The following is a 16,236-nucleotide window of genomic DNA, read 5'->3' on the forward strand; positions in this document are numbered from 1 at the left end:
ATAGAGAGGACAAGATTGTCTTCCTCAATCAGATGGGTGAGTGTGTTTTCCTTTTTTTATTGCTTTCTCCATGCGGTAAATTTCAATCATCATAACTATTACCATCATAATGATTAATATCACACCATTTTCTACATCGTTGCTATCGAATGCTAACTCTATTCCTATCATCAGTCCTCTTAGTAGAATAATTAAGACAAATACATGCCCTAAGATTTTGGACTTTATCCATTTTGGTTTATTCATAGCGTTTCCTCCTATTGCGTTATCCTTTTTACACAAACTCACGGTTCACCAGATATTTTTGTTCTGCTATATAGTAGTAATAAACGGATTGAATTATTCCATGTGCCGAATAACGGTAGGGCATCTTGTTGCCTACTAAAATTCAGATGTTGACAAGCTCCATTTTAGTATTCGACAAAAAACGAGGAATCAATAGGATTTTATTTGTATATGATGAATCATAGAAAAGATGACGCGTGGCAAATAAGCAGCGATCATTGCCCGACTCAGCGGATGCGTCCAAAAAGCATGGGAAATGTGGGGACAACTTGCGAGTGGTCCCACACTTTACTCTCGACATCTGTTCGACAATCTCTCGACTTTTGTTCGAAATCTGATCGTTAAACTCAGGGTTTGCATTATCTCTCCGACTTATATTCGACATTCGTTCGACTACTAACCGGAATAATAAGTTGCCAAAACCATACAATAAGGCAAGATGATCCTCGTTGGATCAAGTAGCACATGTGGCGGAAATACTGGTGTCGCAACCGGTAACGCACGCGTGACACGCAGGGATGTAAACAGTCGTCTGTAATGGCGGAACAAACCTTATATAGTGACAGTGAGTCACGAGTCGTGTGTGGCGGTGCCAAGCCATAGAGAAGTCAAAAGCGGTCCGAGACAATGCCGAGATACGGGATGATGTAGAGTGGTTAATACGTAATTCCACGCCCGAACGTTTAAATCGGTTGGCAGTTGAAGTGTGGCAACACACGTATAAATGAAGTCGGATGCAAACCTGCATAATTCTGCCATCAAACAGAATGAGATATTTCTAGGGAGGAAATCCCAGAAAAAATACAAATCTACCATGCGATGCGGGTTTTGAGGGTAAGCAGTCCCTCCTGAGATAGATCCAGACATTGTGGAGAAAGAGGTAGCTCCTCTTCGAGAGCAATGGATGCTCAGTGGCTGAAAGTGATGCTTTATGGGGAGGTTCGAAGTGGAATCTTCGCATGTATACTTGATCGAGCGAGGAAGAGAGATGCCTTTTTCGAATTGGTAATCTTCGCTTTCTCTTCGTTCTAAATCATTTTAGAACAAAGCGGATGTGGTGGAACGGTAGACACGCTGGCCCGAGGAGCCAGTGCTGTAAAAGGCGTGAGGGTTCGACTCCCTCTGTCCGCATATAATCTGTAGTAAAGCTCACATTAATTTGTGGGCTTTTTTAATTGAATTTATATAAAAGTGTAAAGCTTTATTCGACAATATTTTGTTGACTACAGTATACATTGGTGTTATATTGTTTACAAGAAACGAAACAGCAGGACCGAATAAAGGTCCATGACAAAGAGGAGTGTTCCCCATGTATTTTATTACTGGAATGAATATGTTAATTAAAGAACAAACGAATATGAATGAGTTAAAACAATTAGATTCTCATAGCTTTGGTTATTACTCAGATAAAGACGAAGCGTTCGAATCTGTCAAAAATAACTGGGGAAATATTCAAGAATCTATGTATCCATATGTGGTAATTGAATCCGTTGAAGAAGGGGTTTTCCCACATACAGAAACGATACAGTGGTTTGCCTACAACCCAGAAGAAAAAGGTTTTACGGAAACAGAAGTAGTGGAAACGAAATTCTGCAGCTTTGCATTAGGGTGATCCAACTTGTCTTGTATACAGATAAAAACATATAAAGAATAGGAGATTTTATAATGAAAAACCTTGGGACTACAGTGACGTTAGAGGATTTGCGATTTTCAGTTCGCACATACAATTGTTTGAAACGAGCAGGAATAAATACGCTGAAAGAAATCGAGAACTTATCGGAAGATGACATGATGCGTATTCGGAACCTTGGAAGAAAATCGGTAGAAGAAATTAGGGTTAAATTAGCGGAACAGGTTTCTACGAGTGAAGATATTATGCTAGAAAGAAACGAATCCATTTTAGTTTTAGAAGTTCTACAAGATGCCATAAAGAGAGGTAGCGTGGTTAATTTGACTAAGATACAAGAATTTATCCAGCAAAATACGAATGCATTGGGAGATTGGACATTTGAATCTGTGGAAATTGTACTGAAGAAATCGTAATTTTTCATGGGAGGTGTTGTCTTGTGAAGAAGCTTGTAATTTTATTCTTTCTAGTCTTATTAATCTCTGGCTGTGGATATACAGGGGAATATAAAGAATATATCAATGATACTAAAATAGAAGAATTAATAAAGGAACGGGAAAAAGATAGTCAGTTTAAGATAATCGGTCAAGTAAAAATACCTTCTTCTTTCGGACATATCTATTCAGATCTTTTGGAAGACACGGTTACTAAATGTCAATATCTTTCTAAGGTATCTGAAAATGCTTTTCTAACGCCTTACTATGATATTAACGGAGAAGTAAAAGGGTGTGGGAGTTAATATTTTTAGTTTCCAAGATGAACTATAAAAAAAGGAGAATATTCAATGAGTAAAACAATCAATATTATTGGAAGAATGAGAGAGGTAACAGAAAAAGAAGAAAGAGAGGAGCTCCGCTCTGTACGAATAGCGAATATGGCTATGGCAACTCGCTTTATTGTTATCTTTAATGACTTACTGATCGGAAACGAACCCTTTTTCCGACATTTAGCTAGTCAATCGGTTCGTGACATTGTTGGCAATCAGTTAGACCAAAAACCCAAGGTCACAACACTGTTAACCGATATCAGTCAAACGGTGGATCCAAGAACACAAGCTTTAGCAATTCTGGCCAAGTCTATCCTGGACAGCGATGAAGCTTATCGATTATTTGCAACACATATTAAAAAGGCCTCTTAGTTGGTCTTTTTTTTATGCTCGAATGATAAGGACTGCTCCTGCGTATTATATATAGATGAAAATCAAATAGGAGAAGCGATTGCTTCTGTGAAGAGGTGTCTGAAATGAAAAAAAGAAAAACAATTGGAACGTTAGGGTGGGGACGAACAGAATGGACTATTTCTCCTGTCACAAAAGTAAAGAAAAATCTAAAGGGCAAAGGATCCTACACGCGAAAAAACGCTAAATACAAATAAAACTATTTAAAAAGGAGAATGAACATGAAAAAGATGATTGTACTTTATGGACCATCTGGAGTTGGGAAATCAACTTTAGCAAAATTTCTTAAATCCTTAGGGGTACCTGAAGCGATTTCCGTAACAAGTAGGAATCCAAGGGAGGGAGAATTAGAAGGAGTGGACTATTATTTTCGTTCAAAAGAGGAAATCAAAGAAATTTCACTTGCTGAACAAAATGAATATCCTTCATCCAACGGATTGAATTTATATGGCATATCTATCGAAGAAATAGACAAGCGATTCAGGGAGTCCGAAATAATCTTTGCTGTTGTGGAAAAGAACGGCATGATGCAATTGAAGGAACGCTATGGAGATATGCTTGTTTGTGTTTATATCACTATGCCACCAGAATTAATAGAAACAAGATTAAGAGGACGGGGAGAGAGCGAGGCGAATATCCAAGCACGTATCCAACAGTCAATTAAAGGAAAAGAATTTGACCAAGCCTACTTGGCCGATGCCATTATTGTAAATATAGACTTAGAAAAATCAAAAGAAGAGCTTCTGTCTATTGCAGGTGTCATGCAACACGCGTGACACATATAGTTCAGAAGCGAACAGTACCAAAAAGGAGGAGTGTGTTTTCGATGGAGAAGATACAGACGCGTAAAAACGGGACCAACTTAGCAATACAGGCACACCTGTTGCCAGAAAAAGAAATGAGAGCAGCAGGATTCACTGATTACCAGAACCCGACATGGTATTTTTGCAGAGGAGTTCATAAAAATGTGACTCTCAATGTAACTATCCCAAAAAAGAACCCAAAAGATTTAGCAATTGAAGTCTTAGACGAGAATTTCCTGCAGCCTTATGACTATCAAAGCATACTAGAAAGAGATTCAACTCATTCTATTGCATTAGCTATTAATGAAAAGGTGGAAGAGTGGATGGGCTTTTTACAGGAGAGAGGAATACTGTCGGGACATCATATAGGTGCATATATTTAATAAGAATAATTAGGGGGTATAGAAGATGAAATATGAAGAGATTACAGCAGGTATCCAAGATTTGATGGAGATTAAGGATGATTATACAGTCGTTCATTCTATAAGTGGGGACGCGAGGATGGAAGAAGGTAATGAGAAAGCGTTAAAAAAACACTTTAACCTGTTTCACTTAACAGAAAAGGCTAGGATTAAGCCGTTTCGAGTGGGTACATGCGTACAGTCGGGAAGGGTGATGAATCTGATCACCAAAAAGCTTTCCTGGTCAAAGCCGACTTATACAACGCTTAACGATGCTCTTGCTCATATGAGAGACATAGCCATCGAAAAGGGTTTGCAAAAAATTGCTATGCCGCAGATTGGTGCTGGTTCAGAACGTTTAGATTGGGATGTATCCAGAGAACTAATCCTTGATATTTTCAAGGATACAGATATAGAGATACTTGTATACGTGCAATAAATAGGTGAATAATATAAAAGGAGAGTTGTATATGGACAATCAAAAAGAGCTCTTTAGACTCATGCAAGAAAATCCGCAAATGGAAGTCATTCCGATGGTATATGAGGATGTAATTGGGGAAGATTATTCTTCTTATCAAGGAAAATTGGGAAAGGTATCATTGGAACAATACTATTCGACCGATGAAAGAATTTACATTAGAAGTAAAGATGAAGAGGAACTTGAGGAATACATGTCCGAATTGCTAGAGCAGGATTATGAGGAATTTGGTAAGGCACCGGGAGTGAAAGAAGTAAATTTTGAACTGATGTTGAGTAATCGTATGGAAAAAATAGAGTGGAAAGAAGTAATTCTTCTCTATATTGAACAAATTTAAGTCTTAGAGACGTCCTATAGGGCGTCTTTTTTTTGCGTCATGCACGTCTTACTTGATGATAAGGATAGTTAAAAATGCATACGATAGAATATCAATAAAATACAAAAAGGAGAATGAGAAAGTGAATGACTTGAAACTATCTATTAGTGAAATGAAAAGAAAGAACAAGGAAACTGGTCAAAGTTGGTTTGATAAAGGAGCAATTAACTTTTTTGGCACGAGAATTGAGGCTCCTCCGAATGCAAAAAACATTTTTATTACTTCAGAGTGGTCAAATTTTAATAATGAGACTAGAAAATATACATTAAGATGGTTTGATACCTCAACTAGCGAAGTAGTGACCCTTGGAAATTTTCAACAGTATCATTATCTAAGTGATGCAAAAAGAGCACGAAAAGAAATGGTTATAAGGGATTCGATTACAAAAGATAGCATGCCTGCCTAGAGACGTCCAGATGGACGTCTTTTTATTTCAATGTTGACTACATTAAAATATTTATGTATACTACAGTATATAAATAGTTTCGTAAAGTTTCTTTTATCGATAAGATTTAAGTTGAGTTCTTCTTGTACTTAGAGCGAGGTATTTTAAGAAATCATGGTCGGATTCACCATTAAAAGAGAAATCCAAAGTAAATTGAGAAATATTAAGGGAGATAGAAACATGAAAATGCCATTTGAGACGCACAAAATACTCATTACATTAGATGATCACAAGATATACAAACTGCATGCCGATTTTAGCAAAACAGAATTAAATAATGAGGAAGTATTAACAGAAGAAAGCTTAATGAAAAGTAGAAAAATGCCTTTTATCTTGATGCACAAATCTCAGTTCGATTATGGAAAAACCACTCTGATGAACAGGGATAATCCTCAACGAATGTGTAAGGAAACGGCAATGCTTTATTACCGGATAGGGTTTATTGGAAAAGAAGAACTAGAAGAGTATCTCGCTGATTAATTAGTGGGCATTATTAATATGGAAATAATAGAGGGAGGAAAATCATGAATGAACTAATTCAAAAAGGAAAAGAATTTGCTTTTAAAGCACATGATGGGCAAACGAGAAAAACTTCCGGTGCTCCTTATATAGTACATCCATTACATGTTGCAAAAATCCTTCAAGACGCAGGCTTTTCTGCAGAAGTTGTCGTTTCTGGTTTTCTTCATGACATTGTAGAAGATACAGATATTAAAATAGAAGATATTCGAAGAGAATTTGGTAACGTTATTGCCGAGTTAGTTGCCTTCAATACCGAAGATAAAGAAGGTACTTGGGAAGAACGAAAGGAACACACCATTAAACAGCTTAAAGGGGCGATATTAAATAAGAAAGCTCTTGTTGTAGCTGATAAATACGCTAATCTTTTAGAACTTATGCGTAATTATGAGAAACTAGGAGATGAAATTTGGAAATGTTTCAAAAGAGGGAAGAAACAACAGTACTGGTACTTTGCTGGAGTAGCAAAAAGTGGGAAGGTAAATCTTTTCCCAGAAGAAATACCTTCCTTTTTTCATGAATACGAAGCAGCTGTTGAATTATTTTTCAATATGGAACGAATGAAAAGCTAGAAATAATTAATCGTGCCATTGTTTTATAAAAACAAGATAGATAATTAATGTGTAGCAGATAATTATGGGCAGGACAGCCAATGCACTGTTCATGATAAGCACGCCTTTTTGTTATTCAGTATGGACAAAATACCTTCTGTTAGCAAAAAAATAAATGGTGAAAGCACATGAAAGTATGGATACTGTTGATCAAGATTTGGGGGGAGCGGGTTTTAAGTGAGCATAAAGAACATACGTAGACAAAATGTAGAGCGATTCAGCGTCGAAGAACAATTGAAATTCTATAAGAGACATTTTCAAAATCAACATTGCGAAATGGATGGTTGCGGTCACGAAGTTAGAAGTTCTTGGGCCATATACGATGACAATATCTACTGTGAAAGTTGCTACGAACATATAGTAGAAGAGGAAAAAGATAATGCAAAAAAACAATTAGAATTTCATGAACAAGAAATCCTAAAGTTGAAAGAAAGATTCGACTTTGAATCAGAAGAATAAGAAAGGGGTGCTTAAATGAAAAAGATAGGTAGTATAGTTTTCGTGTTCCTTGTAGTTGTTCTGTTGGTATCCTGTAGCACAGCTACACCAAAGACTAAGGCGGATGAAATTAGTTTTATAGAGGGCGGAAATTCCAACTATAGCATCGTTGTTGATACAGAAACTGGCTGTGAATATATAGAATCTTATGGAAGGACTGTGAACGGTCTTGCCGTATCTATAACGCCTAGATTAGAAAATGGAGTTCCTATTTGCAATGTTGAATTGCCGTGATAAATGCTAACTCTATTAACTCGATTAAAAAACTATAAATAATGGGGGATATATCCATGAATAATATACTCAATTTTGATGATGACAATACCCTAAAACTAACTAAAGAGGAAGTCCTTTCTTTTATAGACCAAGAAGACAAGATAACAGTTATTTTAGGAAATGGGTTCAAAGCTAAAACAGATACGGAGGATGTCTTTCGAGGGATAATGGGCGATGAACGATTTGAAGAAAGTGAAGAAATGAGTGATGCTATTCATTGTGCAAGTGAGATACGACATACTTTTTTCCTGGTAAACTCCAAAGTTGAGAGTCCGTTTAATGAGAGAGGAAACGCAAAGAGAATTATCAGAGAAGGCTTTTGGACAAAAATCATATTGCCTAATCATCCCCTGAAAAATGGGTTATATGCTGTTGTGTATCAAACTCAGAGTAGAGAAAAGGAGAGATTCTGAATATGGAAGAATGGTTAAGCGACAATTCGTATTTAGTATTTAGTTTCATTTTAGTCTATTTCTTTTACTCGCTCATACGAGTTTGTATGTTCGGTTATCTGGGAATAAAAGAATCGTATTTCGGAAACGAAGAGAAAAATATACGAGTTTGGCACATATTGTTGATAATCATAGATTTAATGCCTTTAGTACTCGCATTGATTTGTTTGTTTTTTAAACAACTAGCTCTTATTCCGATCGTAAGAATCCCTGACAAGTACCTAACAGAAGAACCTAAAAGTACTGAATAAGTAAAATCATATTTCTTGTCTGTAGTATACATTATACGAATACTGTTGACAATAGTATATAGTGTGTGTATAATAAAGAAAGATAAACAAATCAACGCAACTATAAAAATTGAGGGAATAGGGAGTGGTCAAACATGGGGAATCTAATCGACTTAACAAAAAAAGCGAAAATCGTACTGGAAAAGAAGAAGCTGGTAGAGGTAAAAGCAGAGATCGTAGTCGCAATTGATCGTTCTGGTTCCATGTATCGTCTATACAGTGATGGGACCGTGCAAAATTTGGTAGAGCGATTACTGGGTATCGGGATGAATATGGATGCTAACAAAGAAATCGATGTTTTCCAGTTTAATCAAGGGTCGAAGTATATCGGGGTAGCAACAGAAGAGAATCATGCGAACTTCGTAAGAGACAAGAAGATGTCAGCCGACGGCGGGACGAATTATGCCCCTGTCATGAAGGAAATCATTGCGAAGTATAGCGGTACAGAGAAAAAAGGAAGACTCGGCAGTCTGTTTGGTAAGAAAAGTACAGAGGCTGTCAAACCAACTCATCCGACGTTCGTGTTCTTTATTACAGACGGAGACAATTCTGACGAAAAAGAGACAGAACGTCTAATCCGAGAAAGTGCAAATCAGCCAATCTTTTGGCAATTCGTTGGAATTGGAAATGAACCATTAAAATTCTTGCAGAAGTTGGATGATCTTGAAGGACGATATGTAGATAACGCCGATTTCTTCAAAGTTTCCAACTTGAAAAAAACAACGGATGAAGAGTTATATGAAAAGCTATTGACGGAATTTCCTTCTTGGCTACAAGAAATAAAGGCTAAAGGGTTGCTCTCTTAACTGAGAAACTTAAAGACGTCCAGACGGGCGTCTTTTTTAGGATTACTTATATAATCCAAAAAAAATTGGAGAGACAAACTTTACGACCTTTGAAAGGAGAAAATTATGGATAAACCAATTAAACAGGAATACGAAAATATGATTCTTTCAGGTATGCAAAATCAAAATAATTCACACTTAAAAGAATTGGAAGAAAAGGTCAAACGATATGAAAAAGCATTGCATTTTTATGCGGATGGCACCAAGTATCTTTATGCAAAGAAAGAACATCCCAATACTCGTTTAGCAGAAGATGGTGGAGAAATAGCACGAAAAGCATTAGCTGACTAACACTAAGTACAATTCTACGAAGTTTCAGTAGACACAAACTGTATCACAAGGAGGAGTAAATATGGCTAATAATTATATAGCAAAAGAAGATTTAATCAGCAATCAAGAACTCGAAGAAGTACTACATTCGAATAGTGAAGAAGTTTTCGGCTTGTATATGGGTGAATATTATGAGACACCAACACGTATTTACAATCCTCAAATAAAAGAACTTGTTGAACAGTTTAAACATTTAAAAGATTTTTATTTACAAAAAAGTTGATGTGTAGTTCGACCGTATTCTGTCGCAGTAGACACATATAGTGAAGGAGGAAAGAAAATGTGGGACGAAAATCAACTATCAAAGGAAATTGATAGTTACTATGACAATGTTTCAAAAGAACAATTTGAATCTGATTTAAAGCAAACTAAAAGCGACAAATTTGTTGAAGACATAAAACAAGATTAATTCACAGATCGACCATAATGTGCTGCAATGAAGAAACTGAGGGATAGATTACATGACTTTAAAAATACTTTTTGGATATATTATATTCATTATGCTTTTAGTCACTGCAATTAATATGTATATTCATAATGTGCCAGTATCAGAAGGGAAAAAGAAAATGATTATAAAAAACGCTATGTTTATACTTTTCGTATTAATAATTGTTCCTATCATATTCAAGGTTATAGGTATGGAGGTTCTTTAATGGAGTATTTAAACTTAGTCGGCTTTTTTTTGTATTTTTGTTTCCGGTTAACCAACAAATGTATTTAGGGGTGGAGTTATGACTGAAAAAGTAATTAGTAAGTCTAAAGTTTTTCGAATGATTAGAAGCATTCCATTTGACGTTACTCAAGGGATGGAAATCCAGTTGGAGGGTGATACAGTCGGAAAGTTAACAAAAATCAAATCGGTTAAATTTTTAGATATGAGGTCGATAGAAATCATTGGATTGGTAAAAATAATCTAAATAGGAGTTGTAACCATATGCATTTCAGCAACAAGTCATTTTCGGAAGGATATATGATGGGAAAAACTTTTAAACCAGAAGATTATGACGGTGGTATTTTTGTATTGTATCTTAAATACATGTTTCTTATACCAAGTTCCCTTGCTATTCCTGCATTGATCTTTTCTTATTTATCTGATTGGTTTTTGCACTACTGGACATCGGTATGGATGATACATTTAGTCCTTGTCGTTATTCTATCGTGGTTTTTAATAAACGCAGGACACTATATATCTAAACATCCTGCATATGATTTGAATCTCTTTGCTTATCCATTCATATTCCTTCAAGTATTTTTGGGATATACGATTTCCGTTGTTTTGTTGCCTTTTGAGTCGCTGCATTCTTTTGCTACAAGCTTACTAAATGTCATGGATGATGACCCGAATAGACTAGACAATGCACTCATTTACGGTTTTTCTTTTATCGCAATATACACGTTCATACACATCATACAGGCCTTAATAGTCCCACTCCTACACTTTATCTTTGCGAGAATTCTATCGGATTGGCTTGTTTCAACAAAAATGCAAATTCAAATAGATAAATTTGTTGTTCGGCATTTTTATCCAAAGAAATGAAAGCTTAGTCGCCGTGGGGATTTTACATCGACGATCCAGAACAACTAGAAAAAGAAACACCGCAAACTAGACATCCTTAGGGGTGTCTTTTCTTATTGTTTGCAACTTATCTGCATAGAATATATGGAACAATTAAATGTGGAGCGGCAATACTGCTGCATTTTCAAAAGGAGGAGTTACGGTGGAGAAATATGTAACGCTAATTCAAAATAAAAAGGTAGTCATGACAGCACATCAAGCTGATGTAAGAGAGAAAATTGAGCATATGATTATGGAGAAAATAGGATTCTTTCCTGATATGCAAGAACACGTTGAGGAAAATGAGGATGATGTGGAAGAATATTTCGTTTGTGTTCATTCAGATGCTTATGGAGATCTAGATGATGGGGATATACAAAAGTTGGAAGAACTAAATATCACGATGGATGAAGAGGCGACAACAGAAGCAGTTAAAATGCTGTTCGATTTGCAGTTTCAAGTGGTGGAGATGATAGCTTAGGCTGTCATTTTTTTGTGCATTAAATTAAATTAGTCAACAAAACTATAATTCCGTTGACTGTAGTGTTGTTTAGTGATATGATTGGAACAATAGTACACATCGATTTTAATTAAATGAGGAGGAGTTTATATGTTAGAAATGATTCAACAAGAATTCCCAGAAATATTTACAAAGCATAAAAAGTTAACCAAAAGGCAACCAAAAATTTATGTCTGCAGTTGTGGCAATGAGTTCAATAAGACCAAAAAGTACAATGTAGGAGGACTCGGTTTTGGGATTCCATACTGTGAAAAATGCGGAAATAAAGCATTCACTTCTAAAGCGTATATTGTTTGGAGCAGAATGGAAAACAATCAAATCGAAGAAGAAGATTTTATTCTAAAAATGCTTGGCGACCATGGACAACTTAATAAAGAGGATTTGATGGCGAAGTTAAAAGAGAATTTCCCAAATACAAGTGGTCGTGCATTAGGATTTTTAGTGTACTATGGCTATCTAAATGTAGATAAGAAACTGAGGGATGAAGATGGAATTATTAAATACAGCATCAACGATCAGAAAAATAACAAAAAACGATATGAGAAATTAATATAATTGCTATTGTTATAGGGAGGCTGCACCAATGAATGATTTGCCAAATATCATCGAAATTATTATATTTGTACTTCTTTTAATTTTGATTTTCGCAATCTTGACACATTTTAGGGATAGAAACACCAGAGCCATTGCGAAAATATGTCCAGAGTGGATTAAGTATGTTAACTATGCGAGTTCTTTCCTAGACATTCAATTAGAGAATTTTCAAAGTTTGATAGTTATAGGAGTGAAAAATGGCGTTCTTCAAAAAGAGGATTTTTCTTTCGTTCAGAAAGAACTAGACACTTGCTATGCCTTCCGGGGGAGCGTTGTCAACCTAAGTCAGTTTGCTAAAAAAAACTTAACGGTGGAAGCGAAAGCTCGTTTTCAAAATAAAATGTTTCATAGTTTGGATAACTTAAATGAAATAGTTCAGGAAAGAACATATGAAAATGAAAAAGAAGCTATTGCTATAACAAAACAAATTATAGAGAATGATTAGAGAGTAAAATTGAATAGTGAGAGTGGTGACAGAGTGGAAATTTTATTAGTGGTCATGTTTATCGTAACGATCTTTATTTTCTCTCCGTTTCGCACAATTGACCATCACCATAGGGTCATTAGAAAGCATATTCCAGAATGGTCTAAATACCGAAAACATCTAGCCTGGTGTTCTAGTGAGGACTTACACAAATTAGTACCTCAAATTAACTTGCTTGCCACAGGAGTGAAATCAGGAGTCTTGTTAAAGGAAGACTTTTCTTTTGTCCTAGTAGAATTGGAAACTAGACGAGAGTTCCAAGAGAATATCATTACACTTAGTGAATTCGTGAAGAAAAAGATGGTGAGAGAAGGGAAAAGTATGTTTAAGGTAAAGGCTTGGAACAATATAAAGAACTTAGCATCTGAAACTGAAAGAAAGCTAATTGAAAGAGAAAAAGAAGCAATAAATATTGCAAAGCAAACACTAAACAAAGATTGACTATTGCAGTCAGTCTTTCTTTTTATTCAAACAGAAAATAGGAAAGCCTTCATCACTAATTCGATGAAAACGTCGAAGTTTTTACAATTCGATGAAAACGTCGAAGTCGCAGGTCCTTTCTGTTCAGAAGGTAACACGATGATAAAAGAATACAAAAAAACCTGCACGGCGGGTACAGGTTTGCTCCTTTAATCTACAACCAGCTGTTACCCTGCTTGAAGACCACCTTTCGGAAGGGTGTTTCCATGTAATATACTATGCACGATGACTAGTTCTATGCTTAATAGTGTGTCGAACAAATAATTTATTGAATTGGGGTGTGGACTGTGAAAGAGTCGGATATGTTTCAACCAGTTAAGGATTTACTGCATCAAAAACTTGGCTGTGCACATGTGTATGCGGAAGTCGGAGTTTATGATGTAGTTGGACTACTTGAAAATGTGAATATTATAGTAGAAATGAAAAAACAAATGAGCTTTAAGGTTATTGAGCAAGCAAGAAGAGCTGCTGGACTAGCAGACTATGTGTTCGTTGCCATACCAAAGCCAAAAGCATCGATCAACTCGATGGCCGTGTCCTTATTAAAACAAGAGGGGATTGGTTTGATCTTAGTAGGTGTGCGAGGAGCAAAGATCCAGTTCTGGGGAAGAAGACATCGAAGAAAAGGAGGGAAAGGAATCCGCTCTCAGATTCGCTCTCACCACAAGGAAACAATTGGTGGTGTAAAGTCAGGTGAAGGTCCAACGGAATACTCAGTAACAATCGAAAAAATCAAGGATTACTTGCAAAGAAAAGACTGGGTAACAGTAGATGATATTGTTGTAAATGTGGAGACTCACTATAAAAATCCGAGGGCTTCTATAGGAACGACATTAAAAGCGTCTTGGAATGCGAGTTGGTGCGAAAGAAAGAAAGAGGGGCGGAAAACTTATTTTCGATTAATTCAGGATAAACATAAAAACTAACGAAAAAAGGATATCGTCAGTCAAAGTAAAGTCAGCAAGAAATGAAATTGGAGTATTGTAAAAATGGAAAATAGTAAAATCAGTTCATAAAATACGAAAAGGCGTAATCACGGGTCATGTAAGGTTGGGCAAAACTGTAGCTCTAATAAATCTTCTAAGTACAATGGTTCCATCTACCGTTGTTATATACGATAGACTCGACGAGTATACGAAACTGGTAAAGCATCTTGGTGGTCAGGAGTTTAAACTTAGTGATTCTATCAAACATTTAGATTTCACAGGTAAGTTCACTTCTATTTCGGATAAATTAGATTCGGACAGTAATCAAACTGTTCTCAATTTTCACCTGTTGGAACTGGTAAGTAGCAGTTCATCAATTAGAAGAAGCTAATGACATTAATAGACAAGAAAAATATTAAGTTGATTGCAGTTTGTCACTCCGTTGACTTAGAGAAAGAAGAGTTAAAGAAACAGTTCAAAAACCAACTCTTATTTCATCCTTATGGTTCTACACCATCTAAAGAACCTTTAAAAATATTTCTAAGGAGCCTTTATCAAAAGGCTCCTTTTGTATACGAATTAATAATATTGTTGACTGTAGTATAAAATAAAGCTATAATAAGTTATACAAGACATGAAGTTTTAGGGGGTAAATACACATGGATAATTTAATGTATTTAATTTTAGGATTTTTACTAATAGGTCTTCTTGGAGAGGGCTACGGAGAAGTTGGAAAATTAGATTTGGCTCTTAAAATAGCGAACGAACTAAACCAAGAAGTGAAGGAAATAGAATTAGGGACGACGTTAGATGAAATTGAAAATCTGGATTTTTATAAATCACAGGATATTATTGGTGCAGAAGAAGTATCTGGCAACCAAAGAAACAAGATAAATATAATTTTTCAAAACACTGCAAAAGAGAAGATATTATGGCGTAACAAGGAAGTTACGATAACTGAAAAAATAGGACTGGTATTCGTGAATGATAAATTAGTTGAGATACAGAGATAAGAGGAAGAGCGAGATGCTGCACGACAGAGCACTGAAATTATGCTTAGAAGCACTGTCCATATAGGGGGTTGAGATTAATGAATATTAAATCTGAAATACTAAAAGATGTTATAGATGGGATGTTAAGTGATCTCCAAATGAAAGCAAATGGAGTAATGAAACCTACTTTATCACAAAAAGAAGCATTAAGAGAATTGGGAGTAATCTTAGAGTTGGTATGCAGTTTACATGAAAAAATAGGGAACAACACGCTAAAAAGTGAAATATGGGTTATGAGAAATAAAGTAGTAATGACCAAACACCTAATAACGGTTAATTATCACTGAGTATTTCGTAAAACATTACAGTAGTGAGTTGTTTATATAAAGATAAGAATTTGCCTTATGAATTACAACAATTACATTGATTTTTTAATAAAAGGAGTGAGAAGAAAATGAATTCAGTTGGAACCAGAATATCTGGATTTCTAAACATCAAAACAGCCGAATTAGAAGCGGTCCGAGTGTTATTTGAACAGTTCCCAGATGATGGGGTTTATTTATTTAGAAAATATGGAGAAGTAATTTCTCATAGAAAACATCCTTTTCTAAATATCATGAACTCGGCAACGAACGAAGAGGAAGGTTTGTCTCCCCATGAATTTCAAGACTTGCTTAGTTCATTGTTGCATGAAGAACTTTTAAGGCAACCGTTTATGCGACATTGGAAAGATATATACACAATCCAAATAAAACCAAGAAATCGAAGTAGTTATCCGTCTTTATTTGCTATCTATATAAATGAAGAGGAAATGGTTCAATTTCGTCCAATGGATAAAATGTTTGGTATTCGAGATAAGATTGTTCTATGGAATGAACTATTAATTCAGGTAGAGAAAGAAAGTCTGCATTATCAAGAAAAGAATATTCTTGCAGAAGATAAGGTAGTTAAATTCCAACGATTAATAGATCGCCCTGCTGGCGAAATCAAGAGTTTGAAAGATATTTGGACAATTTTAACGAAAAGGGAGAAAATTCGCCATTTCGCTCAGAAATCAGTCAATCGTGAATTAACCTTCTTAGAAGAAGACAAAGAGTATTATGAAAAAAAGGTTGATTTTATGGTCAAAAGATATGCGGAGCGAATTGAACTGCTAGAAATTGTAGGTGAGTTGGCATCTTTCTTTGAGCAGTTAGACTATCGATTAGAGACCAGTAGAAGCTCTTTGTACTAAAAGGAGGATTAGATTGGGTTTCGATGAAAGGAGAGGGG

At 35.6% G+C, this 16,236-nt stretch carries 32 protein-coding genes, 1 tRNA gene and 1 pseudogene; 33 read left to right on the plus strand and 1 reads right to left on the minus strand.

What is annotated here, in order from left to right:
* Nucleotides 1-24: 24 nt before the first annotated feature.
* Nucleotides 25-246 carry a hypothetical protein gene (locus MHI40_RS21810; RefSeq protein WP_340765508.1) on the minus strand — a complete coding sequence of 74 codons (222 nt, stop codon included), beginning with the start codon at nt 244-246 and terminating at the stop codon, nt 25-27.
* Between the two features lie 1,087 nt (nt 247-1,333).
* Between MHI40_RS21810 and MHI40_RS21815 the strand changes: the two genes are divergently transcribed.
* The 33 genes and pseudogenes from MHI40_RS21815 to MHI40_RS21975 all read left to right on the plus strand — a co-directional run bounded on the left by MHI40_RS21815 (nt 1,334) and on the right by MHI40_RS21975 (nt 16,198).
* A tRNA-Leu gene (locus MHI40_RS21815) sits at nt 1,334-1,416 on the plus strand.
* 178 nt (nt 1,417-1,594) lie between these two features.
* The gene (locus MHI40_RS21820; protein ID WP_340765509.1) at nt 1,595-1,897 is read left to right on the plus strand and encodes a hypothetical protein; all 303 of its coding nucleotides are present in this window, start codon (nt 1,595-1,597) and stop codon (nt 1,895-1,897) included.
* Nucleotides 1,898-1,971: 74 nt separating this feature from the next.
* Nucleotides 1,972-2,136: pseudogene (locus MHI40_RS21825) on the plus strand (DNA-directed RNA polymerase subunit alpha C-terminal domain-containing protein); the annotation flags it as partial.
* A gap of 215 nt (nt 2,137-2,351) precedes the next feature.
* On the plus strand, nt 2,352-2,651 hold the full coding sequence (locus MHI40_RS21830; RefSeq protein ID WP_340765510.1) for a hypothetical protein: 300 nt from the start codon (nt 2,352-2,354) through the stop codon (nt 2,649-2,651).
* A gap of 45 nt (nt 2,652-2,696) precedes the next feature.
* Nucleotides 2,697-3,050 carry a hypothetical protein gene (locus tag MHI40_RS21835; RefSeq protein ID WP_340765511.1) on the plus strand — a complete coding sequence of 118 codons (354 nt, stop codon included), beginning with the start codon at nt 2,697-2,699 and terminating at the stop codon, nt 3,048-3,050.
* A 104-nt stretch (nt 3,051-3,154) separates the two neighbouring features.
* Nucleotides 3,155-3,286 (plus strand): hypothetical protein, encoded by a 132-nt coding sequence (locus MHI40_RS21840; protein ID WP_340765513.1) that lies wholly within the window; start codon nt 3,155-3,157, stop codon nt 3,284-3,286.
* 24 nt (nt 3,287-3,310) lie between these two features.
* Complete coding sequence (locus MHI40_RS21845; protein WP_340765514.1) at nt 3,311-3,865, plus strand: guanylate kinase; 555 nt, start codon at nt 3,311-3,313, stop codon at nt 3,863-3,865.
* A gap of 50 nt (nt 3,866-3,915) precedes the next feature.
* Nucleotides 3,916-4,275, plus strand: a complete 360-nt coding sequence (locus MHI40_RS21850; protein WP_340765517.1) for a hypothetical protein — start codon at nt 3,916-3,918, stop codon at nt 4,273-4,275.
* Between the two features lie 25 nt (nt 4,276-4,300).
* Nucleotides 4,301-4,732 carry a hypothetical protein gene (locus MHI40_RS21855; protein WP_340765518.1) on the plus strand — a complete coding sequence of 144 codons (432 nt, stop codon included), beginning with the start codon at nt 4,301-4,303 and terminating at the stop codon, nt 4,730-4,732.
* Nucleotides 4,733-4,763: 31 nt separating this feature from the next.
* Nucleotides 4,764-5,108 carry a hypothetical protein gene (locus MHI40_RS21860; protein WP_340765520.1) on the plus strand — a complete coding sequence of 115 codons (345 nt, stop codon included), beginning with the start codon at nt 4,764-4,766 and terminating at the stop codon, nt 5,106-5,108.
* 121 nt (nt 5,109-5,229) lie between these two features.
* On the plus strand, nt 5,230-5,553 hold the full coding sequence (locus MHI40_RS21865) for a DUF7447 family protein (protein WP_340765522.1): 324 nt from the start codon (nt 5,230-5,232) through the stop codon (nt 5,551-5,553).
* A gap of 219 nt (nt 5,554-5,772) precedes the next feature.
* On the plus strand, nt 5,773-6,072 hold the full coding sequence (locus MHI40_RS21870; protein WP_340765524.1) for a hypothetical protein: 300 nt from the start codon (nt 5,773-5,775) through the stop codon (nt 6,070-6,072).
* A gap of 44 nt (nt 6,073-6,116) precedes the next feature.
* Complete coding sequence (locus MHI40_RS21875) at nt 6,117-6,683, plus strand: HD domain-containing protein (RefSeq protein WP_340765526.1); 567 nt, start codon at nt 6,117-6,119, stop codon at nt 6,681-6,683.
* 216 nt (nt 6,684-6,899) lie between these two features.
* On the plus strand, nt 6,900-7,181 hold the full coding sequence (locus tag MHI40_RS21880) for a hypothetical protein (protein ID WP_340765529.1): 282 nt from the start codon (nt 6,900-6,902) through the stop codon (nt 7,179-7,181).
* 15 nt (nt 7,182-7,196) lie between these two features.
* Nucleotides 7,197-7,454: a hypothetical protein gene (locus MHI40_RS21885; RefSeq protein ID WP_340765531.1), complete on the plus strand. Its 258-nt coding sequence runs from the start codon at nt 7,197-7,199 to the stop codon at nt 7,452-7,454.
* A 56-nt stretch (nt 7,455-7,510) separates the two neighbouring features.
* Nucleotides 7,511-7,909 carry a hypothetical protein gene (locus tag MHI40_RS21890; protein ID WP_340765532.1) on the plus strand — a complete coding sequence of 133 codons (399 nt, stop codon included), beginning with the start codon at nt 7,511-7,513 and terminating at the stop codon, nt 7,907-7,909.
* 2 nt (nt 7,910-7,911) lie between these two features.
* A complete protein-coding gene (locus MHI40_RS21895; RefSeq protein ID WP_340765534.1) occupies nt 7,912-8,199 on the plus strand; it encodes a hypothetical protein in 288 nt (95 codons plus the stop codon).
* A 134-nt stretch (nt 8,200-8,333) separates the two neighbouring features.
* The gene (locus MHI40_RS21900; protein WP_340765537.1) at nt 8,334-9,044 is read left to right on the plus strand and encodes a VWA domain-containing protein; all 711 of its coding nucleotides are present in this window, start codon (nt 8,334-8,336) and stop codon (nt 9,042-9,044) included.
* Nucleotides 9,045-9,149: 105 nt separating this feature from the next.
* Nucleotides 9,150-9,374, plus strand: a complete 225-nt coding sequence (locus MHI40_RS21905; protein ID WP_340765539.1) for a hypothetical protein — start codon at nt 9,150-9,152, stop codon at nt 9,372-9,374.
* Nucleotides 9,375-9,435: 61 nt separating this feature from the next.
* Entirely contained in the window at nt 9,436-9,636 is a 201-nt protein-coding gene (locus MHI40_RS21910; protein WP_340765541.1) for a hypothetical protein, read from the plus strand.
* 57 nt (nt 9,637-9,693) lie between these two features.
* Nucleotides 9,694-9,822, plus strand: coding sequence for a hypothetical protein (locus MHI40_RS21915; protein WP_340765543.1), 129 nt, complete (start codon nt 9,694-9,696; stop codon nt 9,820-9,822).
* 322 nt (nt 9,823-10,144) lie between these two features.
* Entirely contained in the window at nt 10,145-10,330 is a 186-nt protein-coding gene (locus MHI40_RS21920; RefSeq protein ID WP_340765545.1) for a hypothetical protein, read from the plus strand.
* A gap of 17 nt (nt 10,331-10,347) precedes the next feature.
* Entirely contained in the window at nt 10,348-10,950 is a 603-nt protein-coding gene (locus MHI40_RS21925; RefSeq protein WP_340765547.1) for a hypothetical protein, read from the plus strand.
* Nucleotides 10,951-11,131: 181 nt separating this feature from the next.
* Complete coding sequence (locus MHI40_RS21930; protein ID WP_340765550.1) at nt 11,132-11,449, plus strand: hypothetical protein; 318 nt, start codon at nt 11,132-11,134, stop codon at nt 11,447-11,449.
* A 129-nt stretch (nt 11,450-11,578) separates the two neighbouring features.
* The gene (locus MHI40_RS21935; RefSeq protein WP_340765552.1) at nt 11,579-12,043 is read left to right on the plus strand and encodes a hypothetical protein; all 465 of its coding nucleotides are present in this window, start codon (nt 11,579-11,581) and stop codon (nt 12,041-12,043) included.
* Between the two features lie 28 nt (nt 12,044-12,071).
* Entirely contained in the window at nt 12,072-12,527 is a 456-nt protein-coding gene (locus MHI40_RS21940; protein ID WP_340765553.1) for a hypothetical protein, read from the plus strand.
* A gap of 33 nt (nt 12,528-12,560) precedes the next feature.
* The gene (locus tag MHI40_RS21945; RefSeq protein WP_340765555.1) at nt 12,561-13,007 is read left to right on the plus strand and encodes a hypothetical protein; all 447 of its coding nucleotides are present in this window, start codon (nt 12,561-12,563) and stop codon (nt 13,005-13,007) included.
* Between the two features lie 326 nt (nt 13,008-13,333).
* On the plus strand, nt 13,334-13,972 hold the full coding sequence (locus tag MHI40_RS21950) for a hypothetical protein (protein ID WP_340765557.1): 639 nt from the start codon (nt 13,334-13,336) through the stop codon (nt 13,970-13,972).
* A 124-nt stretch (nt 13,973-14,096) separates the two neighbouring features.
* A complete protein-coding gene (locus MHI40_RS21955; RefSeq protein WP_340765558.1) occupies nt 14,097-14,363 on the plus strand; it encodes a hypothetical protein in 267 nt (88 codons plus the stop codon).
* Nucleotides 14,363-14,578 carry a hypothetical protein gene (locus MHI40_RS21960; RefSeq protein WP_340765560.1) on the plus strand — a complete coding sequence of 72 codons (216 nt, stop codon included), beginning with the start codon at nt 14,363-14,365 and terminating at the stop codon, nt 14,576-14,578. Before MHI40_RS21955 ends, MHI40_RS21960 begins: the two co-directional genes overlap by 1 nt.
* 53 nt (nt 14,579-14,631) lie before the next feature.
* A complete protein-coding gene (locus tag MHI40_RS21965; RefSeq protein WP_340765564.1) occupies nt 14,632-14,985 on the plus strand; it encodes a hypothetical protein in 354 nt (117 codons plus the stop codon).
* Between the two features lie 77 nt (nt 14,986-15,062).
* The gene (locus MHI40_RS21970) at nt 15,063-15,311 is read left to right on the plus strand and encodes a hypothetical protein (RefSeq protein ID WP_340765565.1); all 249 of its coding nucleotides are present in this window, start codon (nt 15,063-15,065) and stop codon (nt 15,309-15,311) included.
* Nucleotides 15,312-15,418: 107 nt separating this feature from the next.
* On the plus strand, nt 15,419-16,198 hold the full coding sequence (locus MHI40_RS21975) for a hypothetical protein (RefSeq protein ID WP_340765567.1): 780 nt from the start codon (nt 15,419-15,421) through the stop codon (nt 16,196-16,198).
* Nucleotides 16,199-16,236: the final 38 nt, after the last annotated feature.

Source organism: Psychrobacillus sp. FSL H8-0510 (genome assembly GCF_038008345.1).
GTDB classification, from domain to species: domain Bacteria; phylum Bacillota; class Bacilli; order Bacillales_A; family Planococcaceae; genus Psychrobacillus; species Psychrobacillus psychrotolerans.

Coding starts and splice junctions, on each gene's coding strand:
- MHI40_RS21810 (WP_340765508.1), bottom strand. CDS start 246: ATGAATAAACCAAAATGGATAAAGTCCAAAATCTTAGGGCATGTATTT.
- MHI40_RS21820 (WP_340765509.1), top strand. CDS start 1,595: ATGTATTTTATTACTGGAATGAATATGTTAATTAAAGAACAAACGAAT.
- MHI40_RS21835 (WP_340765511.1), top strand. CDS start 2,697: ATGAGTAAAACAATCAATATTATTGGAAGAATGAGAGAGGTAACAGAA.
- MHI40_RS21840 (WP_340765513.1), top strand. CDS start 3,155: ATGAAAAAAAGAAAAACAATTGGAACGTTAGGGTGGGGACGAACAGAA.
- MHI40_RS21845 (WP_340765514.1), top strand. CDS start 3,311: ATGAAAAAGATGATTGTACTTTATGGACCATCTGGAGTTGGGAAATCA.
- MHI40_RS21850 (WP_340765517.1), top strand. CDS start 3,916: ATGGAGAAGATACAGACGCGTAAAAACGGGACCAACTTAGCAATACAG.
- MHI40_RS21855 (WP_340765518.1), top strand. CDS start 4,301: ATGAAATATGAAGAGATTACAGCAGGTATCCAAGATTTGATGGAGATT.
- MHI40_RS21860 (WP_340765520.1), top strand. CDS start 4,764: ATGGACAATCAAAAAGAGCTCTTTAGACTCATGCAAGAAAATCCGCAA.
- MHI40_RS21870 (WP_340765524.1), top strand. CDS start 5,773: ATGAAAATGCCATTTGAGACGCACAAAATACTCATTACATTAGATGAT.
- MHI40_RS21875 (WP_340765526.1), top strand. CDS start 6,117: ATGAATGAACTAATTCAAAAAGGAAAAGAATTTGCTTTTAAAGCACAT.
- MHI40_RS21885 (WP_340765531.1), top strand. CDS start 7,197: ATGAAAAAGATAGGTAGTATAGTTTTCGTGTTCCTTGTAGTTGTTCTG.
- MHI40_RS21890 (WP_340765532.1), top strand. CDS start 7,511: ATGAATAATATACTCAATTTTGATGATGACAATACCCTAAAACTAACT.
- MHI40_RS21895 (WP_340765534.1), top strand. CDS start 7,912: ATGGAAGAATGGTTAAGCGACAATTCGTATTTAGTATTTAGTTTCATT.
- MHI40_RS21900 (WP_340765537.1), top strand. CDS start 8,334: ATGGGGAATCTAATCGACTTAACAAAAAAAGCGAAAATCGTACTGGAA.
- MHI40_RS21905 (WP_340765539.1), top strand. CDS start 9,150: ATGGATAAACCAATTAAACAGGAATACGAAAATATGATTCTTTCAGGT.
- MHI40_RS21910 (WP_340765541.1), top strand. CDS start 9,436: ATGGCTAATAATTATATAGCAAAAGAAGATTTAATCAGCAATCAAGAA.
- MHI40_RS21915 (WP_340765543.1), top strand. CDS start 9,694: ATGTGGGACGAAAATCAACTATCAAAGGAAATTGATAGTTACTATGAC.
- MHI40_RS21920 (WP_340765545.1), top strand. CDS start 10,145: ATGACTGAAAAAGTAATTAGTAAGTCTAAAGTTTTTCGAATGATTAGA.
- MHI40_RS21925 (WP_340765547.1), top strand. CDS start 10,348: ATGCATTTCAGCAACAAGTCATTTTCGGAAGGATATATGATGGGAAAA.
- MHI40_RS21935 (WP_340765552.1), top strand. CDS start 11,579: ATGTTAGAAATGATTCAACAAGAATTCCCAGAAATATTTACAAAGCAT.
- MHI40_RS21940 (WP_340765553.1), top strand. CDS start 12,072: ATGAATGATTTGCCAAATATCATCGAAATTATTATATTTGTACTTCTT.
- MHI40_RS21960 (WP_340765560.1), top strand. CDS start 14,363: ATGACATTAATAGACAAGAAAAATATTAAGTTGATTGCAGTTTGTCAC.
- MHI40_RS21965 (WP_340765564.1), top strand. CDS start 14,632: ATGGATAATTTAATGTATTTAATTTTAGGATTTTTACTAATAGGTCTT.
- MHI40_RS21970 (WP_340765565.1), top strand. CDS start 15,063: ATGAATATTAAATCTGAAATACTAAAAGATGTTATAGATGGGATGTTA.
- MHI40_RS21975 (WP_340765567.1), top strand. CDS start 15,419: ATGAATTCAGTTGGAACCAGAATATCTGGATTTCTAAACATCAAAACA.